9 protein-coding genes are annotated in these 12,354 nt (G+C 43.0%); 3 read left to right on the forward strand and 6 right to left on the reverse strand.

Features of this window, described 5'->3' with window-relative positions:
* The first annotated feature begins 168 nt into the window (after positions 1-168).
* The 3 genes from FD723_RS07245 (at position 169) to argC (ending at position 2,506) form a co-directional block, all read left to right on the forward strand.
* Positions 169-714, forward strand: a complete 546-nt coding sequence (locus tag FD723_RS07245; protein WP_372743794.1) for a hypothetical protein — start codon at positions 169-171, stop codon at positions 712-714.
* Between the two features lie 142 nt (positions 715-856).
* Positions 857-1,225: a pentapeptide repeat-containing protein gene (locus tag FD723_RS07250; protein ID WP_179069068.1), complete on the forward strand. Its 369-nt coding sequence runs from the start codon at positions 857-859 to the stop codon at positions 1,223-1,225.
* Between the two features lie 306 nt (positions 1,226-1,531).
* A complete protein-coding gene (gene argC, locus FD723_RS07255) occupies positions 1,532-2,506 on the forward strand; it encodes an N-acetyl-gamma-glutamyl-phosphate reductase (RefSeq protein WP_179064715.1) in 975 nt (324 codons plus the stop codon).
* 125 nt (positions 2,507-2,631) lie between these two features.
* Here the strand turns inward: argC and FD723_RS07260 are convergent, their stop codons facing one another.
* From FD723_RS07260 to FD723_RS07285, 6 genes are all read right to left on the reverse strand, one after another.
* Positions 2,632-5,064, reverse strand: a complete 2,433-nt coding sequence (locus FD723_RS07260) for a hypothetical protein (RefSeq protein WP_179064716.1) — start codon at positions 5,062-5,064, stop codon at positions 2,632-2,634.
* Positions 5,065-5,088: 24 nt separating this feature from the next.
* Positions 5,089-5,238 carry a hypothetical protein gene (locus FD723_RS07265; protein ID WP_179064717.1) on the reverse strand — a complete coding sequence of 50 codons (150 nt, stop codon included), beginning with the start codon at positions 5,236-5,238 and terminating at the stop codon, positions 5,089-5,091.
* A gap of 92 nt (positions 5,239-5,330) precedes the next feature.
* Positions 5,331-5,939 carry a transposase gene (locus FD723_RS07270; RefSeq protein ID WP_179064718.1) on the reverse strand — a complete coding sequence of 203 codons (609 nt, stop codon included), beginning with the start codon at positions 5,937-5,939 and terminating at the stop codon, positions 5,331-5,333.
* A 75-nt stretch (positions 5,940-6,014) separates the two neighbouring features.
* Entirely contained in the window at positions 6,015-9,992 is a 3,978-nt protein-coding gene (locus tag FD723_RS07275; RefSeq protein WP_179064719.1) for a TonB-dependent receptor, read from the reverse strand.
* Positions 9,989-11,539: a DUF11 domain-containing protein gene (locus FD723_RS07280; protein ID WP_179064720.1), complete on the reverse strand. Its 1,551-nt coding sequence runs from the start codon at positions 11,537-11,539 to the stop codon at positions 9,989-9,991. The genes FD723_RS07275 and FD723_RS07280 overlap by 4 nt, the downstream gene beginning before the upstream one ends.
* Positions 11,540-11,682: 143 nt before the next feature.
* Positions 11,683-12,246 (reverse strand): DUF11 domain-containing protein, encoded by a 564-nt coding sequence (locus FD723_RS07285; RefSeq protein ID WP_179064721.1) that lies wholly within the window; start codon positions 12,244-12,246, stop codon positions 11,683-11,685.
* Positions 12,247-12,354: the final 108 nt, after the last annotated feature.

The raw sequence follows: 12,354 nt of genomic DNA on the forward strand, positions 1-12,354 counted from the left end.
AAGACTAGTACCGCAAGGCGAAATTCAAAATTCAATGGATGTTGCCCAAGGCGATTGGATTGATTCAATTTGCCCAATTCCTAAAAATAATTTCATCTTTGCCCAACCATAGGGAACCTTGACCCGGAAAACATGGCAGATTACTTGAATAAGTACCAAAAGTCTGACATGAAAACCATAATAATGAGAATTTGGACTACTACTGCTGTGCTAGCTTCTTTTTGGCTAATATCTGGAGCCATCAGTTCTGAGCCAATCAGCGCTACTTCTGTTTTGGTAGAAAATGCTATATCATCTCCTGTACCAACGAATGTAAAACAGATTGTTGTCAGTAACACCGAGTTTGGGCTGAAGAGAGTTGACTCCAAAGGGAACGTTACCATTTTTCAGACAACAAGAGTACCACTTCAGGAAGGAAACACCTACGGATGGCGGATTAAACTCAAAGACTACCGAGGTGAAGTGAAATGGCGCGAAGTCTTACGTTTACCAAAACCTCCAGAAACTTGGGGTACAGATAACGGTGAAGACTTCTCAATATCAGCAGACGGCACTACATCTGTAACACGACGTACACAATCGGCTCCAGAAGGTGTAATTGAAAATTTTTGGACGATCGCTCCTGGCGATCCAGTTGGTAAGCATAGAATAGAAGTCTATATTGATGACCGTTTGATCAGTACTTTTGAGTTTGAACTGATTCCAGTTAAGTAGATCTAAATGGCATTGGGCATTGAAAAGAGGCAGAAGGGCAGGGTGCGGGGGGCGGATGGGAAAACTCTTCTCCCTTGCTTGCTGCTTTGCTGAACTTGAAGCTGAAGAATATCTTAGAGATAAAGAGAGGTCAACGCCACAGATGAATGCTGAAGAATTAAAAAGGCGTTTTGCCGCAGGAGAAAGATATTTTCCAGCCGTCAACTTGAGTAAGAACAAGTTGATTGGAGCCTATTTACCTGGAATCAATTTATGGGGGTCTGACTTGAGTGGAGCTAATCTAGCTAAAGCTAAACTCTGGGGAGCAGATTTAAGCAGAACTAACTTAGCCAATGCGAATTTGACCAGAGCTAATTTGAGTGGTGTCAAACTGAATGAAGCAAATCTTCGGGGAGCCAAACTCAATTATGCCAAGTTGTATGGAGCGAATCTGACTGGCGCTTACTACGATGAAAGCACACGATTTTCTAAAGGTTTTGACCCCATCAGTAGAAACATGCAGAAGGTGTAAGAGTGTTCCAAAAAATAAATGATCAAAACCCGTCATTGCCTTCGCGTAGCGTCTCTTCACTCGCAATGACAATTGGGCATTTTTTTACTTAAGCCCAAAACCTTCATGTAGAGACGCGATTTATCGCGTCTTCAAAAGACCAATAACCCTTAACCCAAGCGTATTGGGTTAAAAGCGAGTGGAATAGTGAGCGAAACTAGTATTAAGTATTCTCACTTAATACTCTATCCCTTTATGAGTGTAGTATTCTGAATACTGTATTCTGTATTCTGACTCCTGATTTATTCACTCACATATCAGAAGCGCATGACTACCAAACCGAAGATTTTCATCGATGGAGAATCGGGAACCACAGGCTTACAGATTTACTCACGTCTCAACCAACGGGATGACATTGAGTTAGTTAGCATTGAGGCATCTAAACATAGAGATGCAACTGAGCGAGCCAAACTAATTAATGCTGTTGATGTTGTCATTCTCTGCTTGCCTGATGATGCGGCCCGCGAAGCTGTGAGCTTAGTCAGTAATACTAGGGTTAAGATCCTGGATGCTAGTAGTGCCCATCGCACAGGTAAAAACTGGGTATATGGCTTCCCTGAACTAAATCCAGGACAGCGAGAAAAAATCGCCAGCGCCCAGTTTGTCAGCAATCCAGGCTGTTATCCTACAGGATTTTTAGCCTGTATCCGTCCGTTGATTGCTAAAGGACTTCTAAACAGTAACTTTCCCGTCACCATTAATGCAGTGTCAGGTTACTCAGGTGGCGGAAAGAATCTCATTAAACAATATCATAGCTTCCATGAACAGCAAGCTGGGGCAGAGTCACTCTATCCTTATGGCATCTACGGTTTGCAGTTTGGGCATAAGCACGTTAAGGAGATGCATCATTACTCAGGGTTAGCATCGCCGCCGCTATTCGTACCGGCAGTGGGAGATTTTGAACAGGGGATGCTAGTACAAGTGCCTTTGCCATTGGGTACTTTGGATAATCCGCCATCAGGTGAAGTTATTCATCAAGCGATCGCTAACTACTACAAAAGTGAAAAGTTTGTGCAGGTTGCTCCATTCCAAGATTCTACTCTACTACGAGACGGAACATTTCTAGATGCGATCGCACTAAACGGTACCAATATTGTTCAGGTTTTTGTATTTGCCAATGACACTACCAAAGAAGTGTTGTTAGTTGCTCGTCTTGACAACCTGGGTAAAGGTGCATCAGGAGCCGCCGTCCAAAACCTAAACATCATGCTCGGTTTTCCAGAAGAGTTGGGATTGTCATGAAATGGCGATGAAGTAGTAGTCTGTCAATAAATAATTGATGGATAAATTACTTGTAGAGACAGCGATTTATCGCTTCTCTCTAACTAGTAGTGTTAATTAATTACCCCAGTTAACAGTACCTAAAGCTATTTCACTTTAGCGCGGAAGCGCACAAAACCATAGGAATTAGCTGGTGTACCAGATCCAGTAGCAGCTGGCAGACTGGGAAAACTTGGGACTGTAATATTGACCACTACTGCCCCATTGGTGTTAATACCGCAGTATGATGGTGTGGCTGAGTCATTAGCTGTATAAAAACGCCCGCGATCGCTATCCGCTACATTAGTTAGATAAGCCGTAGGTGTAGTAGAACCAATAGCTAGGGCAATTCCTTGATCTGCTCCTGGCAAGCCGCCATCATTAGGAGTCATCCCATTAAAAGTATTAGGAATAAAAGTAACATTACCAGGTACTAAGTCACAAATGCGGACATTAGTAGCATTAGACAGACCATTAGAAAGAAAGTATATAGTATATTCTAATTCGTCCCCTAGTTTGACTATCCCAGCATTAATCAATCCTCGTAAATAACCAAGTGGCCAAGGTTTATCACTATCATCATCAGTCTCATAGAGAGGTGATACATAATTGGCAGCACTGGTAGAAACGTCACTGCGGCCATCCACAATATTGTTTAAATCCTGGTTATTGATGCGCGTGATCCGTTTAACTAAAAGTAGCTTAGGTTTACTAGTTGTAAATGGCATCGTCACAGTAGCAGGTGTGGGATCTTCTTTGCCTGCTGCATCCACACCTGCCACAGTAAATGTAACGGTTATCGTGCCATCATTTGGATCTAATGTCAGTTTAGTTGGGTCATAATTGCTTATAATTTGGTTCGCTGTCACAGCTACGTTGTTGTAATAAAGTATCCCATTTATTGGCAGACTAATAATCTTGAAACTTTTGCCAACACTAAAGTTGCCATCTTCAGGATCGGTAGCTGATAGGGTAGGTACTTGCGATTTATTGGTTCCCCCTGGATTCGTTTGCAGAGATGCCGTGACGTTATTAGTATCGGGTAACTGTTCAATCCCAAAATCCTTACTGGAGATGTTTGTGCCAGTATCAAAAGTAGCCGTCGTCAGTGGGCTAGTATTGACCCAGTTAGAGGGTAGAGATGGTGCAGGTGCAGTATTACCCACTGTGCCAGCAGTTGTACTTAAGATAATTTTAACGTTGCTTTGATTCAAGGGGACATCGAGAAAAGTGTAAGTACCATCTGCTGCGACAGGTATTGTTTTTAAAACCTTATTATTTACATCCACCAAAATTGCATTTAACAACCCACCTGCATTAGTACCTGTTTCCGAGCCATTATTGATATTAGTAAAAGTATTATTAGCGCTATTATCAGCATCATCCCAAACCTTGCCGCTTAGGAAATCATCATCATAAATCGTATAATTGGAAATGACTGTTGGGGAACCACCACAAGTTGTGGTTGAACTGGCGAAAAAACTAGATGAAGGTTGTATGGTGAATATAATCGTCCTCACACCTTGAGGAACGTTATTATTAATAACAGTAAAGGGAATGGTAAAAACACTAGTGGCATCACTACCGTCGTAGTTTCCCGCAGGGATAGTGATATTAAAGGTAGATGTGCCTGATGTTGTATTGTAATCTGTACCCAAAGTTGCTGTACCACTCACGGAGATAGGAACGCTTATCCCTCCAGTTGGCACTAAACCAACGATTCTGAGTTTTGGAGGATTAGTTGTAGGGTTAGTTTCTGATTCTGCTGCACCACCTGAACTTGCTGTAAACTCAACCACAGGTTTACCAGCAAATTGGACTTCATCAAGGAAGTTCCCTACAGTATTATTCCCACCCGCCGTCGAAACAGCCGCAAATCCTACAGGTTGATTAGCAGAAGCACCAGTGTAAGGAACAGTTCCAGTGTATCGTACCCAGCCATTTCCGGCGTTATTGTTAGTTACAGTAGGAATAGTTGCACCATTCTGCGCTACTGGTTGTGCTGTAACTGTTCCATCGCTAGTTGTTGAGAATCTGCCAAAAACAGTTGATGTTGGATTAGTATTTAGTCCAATCAGAAAATTCGCCACATCAGCAGTAGTTGTACTTGAACGCCCACGATGTAACAAAGAGAATGAGATCGTCTCATTTTGAATTAGGCATATATTCTGATACAACTCAGAAGCCTGTTCAGCATTTAACTCCGCAAATTGATTTCCTGCATTGGTTGCTGTACTAGCACCAAGAAATCCTGAAGTCCAAATCTCAATGAGCGGTACTAACCCTGGAGATGTATAACCAGTACAATTACCTGTTCCGGCTTTTACTGAGCCATGAGTCGTACTCCAACCAGGGATAAGGCTTTGATCCACTTGGACGTAACATTGTTGATTAGCAGAACCAAAAACAGGCGACTCAAAGCCGGGATTTAAGAACGATCGCTGGATATATTGAGCTTGTACTAATGTAGGTTGAAGTACTAATGTTGCACTCATCAGCCCCCAGCCCAACGCCTGAAAATTTTGCCTTAAGTTTTTCATTAGTAAATCACCATAAAATAACCTTTAAAAAATGCTAATTACCCTAACCCTAATTATTAATGATGCCTGATTCACCTCAAATAAATCTCCAGTCTCTAGCTTGCCCAAAATTGTAGATAATCTACCATCTGTATTCAGATTCAGTGTGGCGATCGCTTTTAAATAGTGAAACAAAGATTTGATTTTAAATTTAATAAATCTTGGCTATAAATTGACGATTTTTAGAGACGTTGCAATGCAACGTCTCTACATTGTGGGTATAAACATCACATCCATAAATTTGTAGGGTTATTTTTGTCTTTGTCCCATTTGATGGGATTATAAATGATGTATTCTCGAATTTGGTCTAAAGAACCATCGGCACGAATGATGTGGTCATAAAATCGAGGCTGCCAAGCAAAATTTTCATAACCATTTTCCCGACACCAACGGGTAACGGCAGATTTATACGATCGTGCGATCGCACTTAATGAACCTGGTTTTGGGAATATTTCAGACATGAATTGACGCTGGGTAACGTCGCATAAAGTTTCTTGTTGAATTCTGTCGTGTTGTATAGAGATGTTGCACTGCAACGTCTCTACATTTGGGGATAGGGGTTTATCAATAACTACAATTCTGTGGACATGATTGGGCATAATTACGTATGTATCAATTTGGATATCTTGAAAATGATTGAGAATTTGTACCCAATATTTTTGAGCAATTTCTCCTATTTCCGAAAGTTTTATCTGACCTGACACGACCTGACCAAAATGATCGAAGCAATCTTTAGTACAAATGGTGATGAAATACCAACCATTAGCAGCATAATTTCGATTTGGTAAACGGGTGGACTCTACGCGGTATTTGCCCTGAAATCTTGGTTTGATCATCGTCAAAATTTTCCATCCGTTGTTTACAACCCAATGTAGAGACGTAGCACTGCTACGTCTCTACAAATAACCGTTTTATATTTCACGCTTTTGCATCCCCCTGGTTGCAGCCTTGAGTTTATTCACCAAAGTTTTCATCGCAGATTCTTGTGGCTGGCGTGGCGGAATCTTTTGCTGTCCAAAACCGTCAAACAATTCGTTAAGCTTCACGGTGAAGCCTAAATATGCGCCTCCCGCAGAACGTGTGCCTGAGAAATCTCTGTCATCAACTTTACCAAACACATATCCAGCAGAGACGCGCAGGTTAGGCGTGAGGTAGTAGCCTGTTTCTACAACAAAGCCTGTTTCGCTATAGCTAGACTGACTAATCACACGAGCTTCACCTACCAAATCCCAGCTATATCCCAAACGATAAGTAGCTCGTAATTGCGCCAGATTTACTGTGCTAGTACCAGCTAAATCGTTAGCTAAATAAGAGGTGCTATTACGTAAAGCATACTTACCGTAGAATTCCCATTGCCAATTAGGAGCATAAATCGCTTCTAAAGCAAAGGTATGGTCTTGGGAACCAGTACCACTTCCTAACAGGATGGTGTCAGGGATGGATGAAGGATTTTGGCGATATTCATAACGCAATAAAGCATTAAATTTATCGTTATTGGGGTCGCGGTAGGCTAGACCCAGCTTGAGGTTAGCAGTATCTCCCAGTCCTGAAAGCTTTTGATTGGAAGAACCAGCTTGTTGATAACGTACTAAGGCTGTGAGAGCCGGAGAAATTTTACCCGCAGCAGCAGCAGTAATTACTGTATTCCCTCCACCAGAAGAAGAACGATGTTCATAACGGGCGCTGGCTTGAAACTGCGGATTATCACTGTATTCCAGCCCAATGCTGTAGCTATCACCACCATCAAATCCGATCGCAGATGCAGATTGACCAAAAGCGAAGGGTTGAGCATATTGTTGACCTGCCGCAGTCCGTCCGAAGAAGTTGCCAAATACGTGTTCGTAAGCAACATTCAGGCGCAATCCCGAAGCAATAGTCCAACGATTATTTAGACCAATTGCCCCTTGGGTAGTTATTTCGTTAGCACCACCCAAAATTGAGTAACGACCGGTCAAGGTAGTATCCGATCCGAGTTTGTGTTCGCCGTTGACACTCAAGCTAGTGATGGAGTTACCCGAATATTGACCGCTACTATAAAACTGTTGGGCTAAACTGACACTGACACCAGGAATTACTGCCCAATTCAACCCGAAGATAGTGCGGTCTGGGTAAATAGGATCTTTTTGGGAAGATAAACTTAGTTCATTTTGCGCCTGGAAAGTCAGGTTTTTAGCTAGGGGAATGGAAAAACGCGATCGCAATTGATCGGAATTACTACTCAAACTACTGTCGGGGATGCGGTCTTCCCGATGACGATGAATCCAATCCAGATCAATAATGGCACTACCTAAACGTTGTTGAATTCCAGCAGAAATTGTCGTCAGCGAATTATCAACCCTACTCCCAGGTATCGCATTAGAACTGGGTGCAAATAGTTCTTCAAAAGTATCTAGAGGTTGGGGAGCAATCCCAAAATTGTCTTCGTGGTCGTATTGCGCTCTGAGGTTGGTAGTTGAGGTCACTTTCGCTGTAACCTGCGCTCCATAACGAGTTTGTCCTGGGACAAAGCTGACAGTGGCATTATTAGCAAAGCCTGTATCAGCAAAGCGATAATAGGCACGACCTTGAATTCCGTTAGCAATTTGTCCCTCAGCTTCCAATCGGTAAGCGTCACCTCTGACTCTTCCCACAACATCAGAATCATTAGTGGAATGGGCGTATTCTGCGACTAACTTACCGTTCTCACCCAGAGCAATCAGCGCATCTACACCGTAGAGTTGAAAGTCGCGTACTCCGTGATTTTCTTGGATATAAGTTGCTCCAATCCAGCTTTCTTGATTAAGCTTGCGGGAAAGGTTATATTGCAAACGACCAGCATAGATATTGCCATCAGAGTTTTGATCGTCGTATTGGTAGCTAACAACAATCCGACGTACCAATACTTGTCCAGCCTGATCGACATCGGTACGAAGCATCGGTTCGCGGAATAATAATGTACCGCGATCATAGTCGATTTCGTAGTCTGGGCCTCGATTAAGCTGTTTACGTTCTAATACAGTTCCAGGACGATTGAGTTCTTCTAACTCGATAAAGACATTTTCACTACCTGCTTGTAGTAGTCTGCGAGAGAGAAAGTAATAACCACTAGTACCATCGGGAGCAATAGTATCCCGTTGAAACCCCTCTAAGTGGTCGCCATAGAAACCTGTAATTTGGAGATTTCCTAAGTTGTAGTTAGCTTTAAAACCGTGGAGTTGACGGGTAATCGCAGTAAATTGCTGAGATCCCCGCGCAAATTCTTCTGTGTTGTAGTCACCCCACATAGCATAATCAGGGGAAACTCCGGGGATACGAGATGAACGCTCGAAACGCAGAAATACACTGTCAATGGAAGGAGTAACGACATCAACTTTCGAGCTATCGCCATAAACAGGATAGTTTTGCTCGCTGGATTGGTAAGTTCTAAACAGCCGATTATTACAGTCACAATCTTCGTTGAGGCTACGAGAACTGTTGTATGCACCCGTAAACAACCATTCCCCGATCGCACCAGTGGCAAATACTGCGGAATGGAAATCTAATTGCGTGCCGTTGTTTTTGTCAGGAGGGAGGAAATCACGGAAACTGCCGTAATAATTTGTACCTCTAGCTCCCAAACGTAAATCTATGACTCCAGTAACTAAACTCGGACGCAATGCCGTTTCAAATTGCAGTTGAGTAAAGGCTTCTAGATTGTTAGTTATGGCTCGAATTCGGACAGTTTCGGCCTTCAGTTGCGATCGCAATATCGCTGTAAATTGTCCTCCTTTCGCCTCCACTTGAAATCCGGGTTCATCGGGCTTAAAGTCTTTCCCAACAAACTCCCCAGCACTGGGTATAAGAGTAACAACAGCATCACGATTAGAGCGATTGCCACCTGCATCGAGCAGTTGACCCCGGATTGTTGCTGTAGAACGTCCATCCGCTGGGATACGAGACTCAACTGTTTCTAAAGTTAGTTGCTGTGGCGCTCCCCGCACTGCGACTTGCACTGTTACAGGGGGTTCTGTTCCTCCAATAATTTTTGCAGAGATGGTGTTTACGCCTTCTTTTAACGAGACACCATACCATGTCTGCGTTACTAAGTTAGTGGTAGCATCACTTTCAGTTCGTCCTACTAAAGAAGGGTCTACCAAAGTGCCATTCACCCGCAATTCCACCTGACTACCAACAGGAAACTGCACAATCACCGTGCTAGCTTGGACATCTACAACACTGTCAGCCGTTGGAGTCAGGATTTTGATAGCTGTAGATATTGGGAGAGTGGGAGACACAGGAAGATTTTCATTCACCCCTTGTCCGTTCTCTACTCCTGCTATTTTGCGTAAGCCTCTAGGCAAACCTACCGAAGTTGCTGGTTGAAATGGTTGTATTGCCGTTGGAGAAGCTTGCAACTGTGTCTCGGTTTCTTTACCTTCATCATTTTTGTTCTTGATTTCGGCTACTTTATTTAAACCTGTGGGTAAATCAACAGAGTTTGCTGGCTGAAATGTTTGTACTTCCGTCTTTTCCTCAATTCCAGCTACTTTATTTAAGCCTGTGGGCAAATCAACAGAGTTTGCTGGTTGAAACGGTTGTATTTCCGTTTCACTTGCCTGGACATCTGGAATTGAGGTATCAGTAGTTAGTGCTAAAGAAGTAGAAGAAAATTCATCAGATGGAAACTGCTGCTTAGAACTTCCCAAAAGATGAGGAGACTTCAAAGCCTTTCCCCCGCTCCCTGCTCCCTGCTCCCTTGCCTCTTCTTCAACACCCTTGTCTGCTTGCGGAGGTGAATCAGAGAAAAGGAGATTTTCACTAGTAATTTCAGCTTTGACTATAGCAGGATACAAAACCAGGCAGAGAGCTATTGGCATTGCCCCCATCAATTTCAGGTTAAATATAGTTGCACAGTGCAGTCTGGGTTTCATTTCTTGACTGGCTCCTGAAATGTGGGGGTGACACCGAAGTTCATACGTACCAAGCCACCAGGCTCTAAATGCACCAAGCGAGATTGGCTATTTCGTTCGCGGAATTTTTCGTTATGAGCTAGGGTGTAACCAGGTAAACTGCTCAGGTCTAATACACCTGTGTGATATCCAGGTAAGGCATTAGCTAAGGAGAACAAACCATTAGGATCTGTAGTGATGCGGTTTCCGTCCTCCAGAAAAATCACTGCATTTGGTATCCCCGGCTCACCAGGTTGTTGTTCACCGTCAAAGTTTTTATCAACAAATACCCGACCGATAATCGTGCCACAGTCAGAAAGGATTCCTGAACTAATTTTCAACTGGTGTGTTGCAGGACCATCCTTGGTGCTAAAACGGTTATCGGCTCGTTGAGCATTAACGATCGCACTGTTGCGACCAGTCCCACGCAGCGCATCAGGTGTTAGTTGAGCAGCGTAGGCAATATTCAAGACTTTCTCTGTGGGAATGGTTACATCTGTGCGGAATGTCACTGTATTACCATTGCGTTCTGAAGTGATAGTGACGAGTTGACCATCTACCTCTCCCCGCACAGATTTCGGCAAAAAATCGAATCCTAAAGGTAAGTTGTCGGTGACAAATATATTATTCAAACCAGCATCAGCGAGATTTTTTACTGACAGGCGGTAGATGACTGTATCTCCAGGTTCAGCAGCAGCGCGATCGCTTGTTTTGATAATCTGTAACTGATTGGCTTGACACAGATTTGTAGTAAATTCAAAGGCTAATAAATCCAGTCCCACAACTTCTGCATTGGGAACTAAAACGACTGTTTGCTCTACCCTGGTTTGGCCTGTGAGACTGATTGGTTGACCATCCAGAGAACTAGCAACATATCGCACAATATTATTACCTTGTGTGCCAGTGCTACCAAGGATTTCAATCTTGATCCGCCTCTGTCTGTAGATAGAATTTGGTGGCGGATTAACTACAAAAATGTAGGTTCTACCTGGATCGGTTTGACCCTTATTGGGATCGAGTAGGAAATTGTAGACACCCGCAGGGTTATTCGTAACGAAGTAGGGGTTACTATTCTCGGTATTTGGCGATCTACCACCAGGAACATTGTTATTAGGAATATCTGGTAACTCTGTTCGAGTCAAAGCAACTAAGCTGCCTAATTCTGTCCCTGTTGGGTCGCTAGAGTTAGGTTCATATACCCCAACTGAAAAACCTGTATAGTCAGGTAAAATTGTGCCAGCGCAACCTAAGATCCGTCCTAAAGGATCAACTAATGGGGTAGGAGTGGCGTTGATCTGACTAGAACTTCCTTGATATTGATTATTATTAGCTGAATCTGTATAAGTGTAAGTAGCTTGATTTATTAATGGCGAAGACGCAACTAGATTATTAGTCTGTTGCGCGATCGTTGGTATAGATATAGTAGTATGCAAAAAACTTCCCAAAAGAACACTAGCTGTTAGCCGTCGCCACCAGCTACGGCTAGAAGTAATTTGCTTTTGGTTTTGAGGACGGCTCACTGAACACATCTCCTATGAAATGTCAAGCTTGTTGTTAATAAAAACACTTATTTATTTGTGGAAATCCAGTTAAGCTAAAACCCTTTAAAAATTTCGTTTCCAGTTTCCATCTCGAAATACAGTCAGAAAGACGGCGTATCTCCACGTTCCAATCAGCGCACTTGGGTTTGATAAGTCGCTTTCACTGTTGTCTTGGCTGCAAGTGAGGGAATCTGCAAACGGATATGGGTATAAGCACTGGCTGGTGCGGGCTTTGTTTCCACTTTGCCGTTAGGAAGAGTAACTTTCACAGTGGGATTTTCGACAAAGCTACGTCCGCCATCAATGCTGTAAATAACTTTGGCATTGTTGGCGACAGTAGTAGAATTCAGCACGTAAACCATTCCTTTCGGAATAGGTTGATTAAAAGTCAAATTCTTCACTGGGCGATCGCTCTTATTTTCACCAGTCAAGGTATATCGCAACACATCTCCAGGTTGCACCACAACTTGACCTTTCAAAGGTTCCCATTTCTGACTTTGCTTACCCTGCTGATCCTGTGCTACTACTTGCTTTTCTGCTTCTAAGCGCAATTGAATTTGCCCTTGAGTTTTGATATTCTGAGCAACAGCACTTTCTAAATGCCATACATTTGCGATTCCCGGAATTTGACCGAAAAATGGGACTGTAGCAATGAGAGCGACGGCTCCTAAACCTGCAAGAGAAACACGCTTCATAATAAATAACCTCAAAAAATTTCCAGAATCTTGATTGTTGACTTATCTTTCCCTGCTTTTGCGAAGAAAGAGTCACTCCCCTATTTGCTTCCTGTTTAGAGGTTGGGG

The organism is Nostoc sp. C052 (assembly GCF_013393905.1).
Taxonomy (GTDB): Bacteria; Cyanobacteriota; Cyanobacteriia; order Cyanobacteriales; family Nostocaceae; genus Nostoc.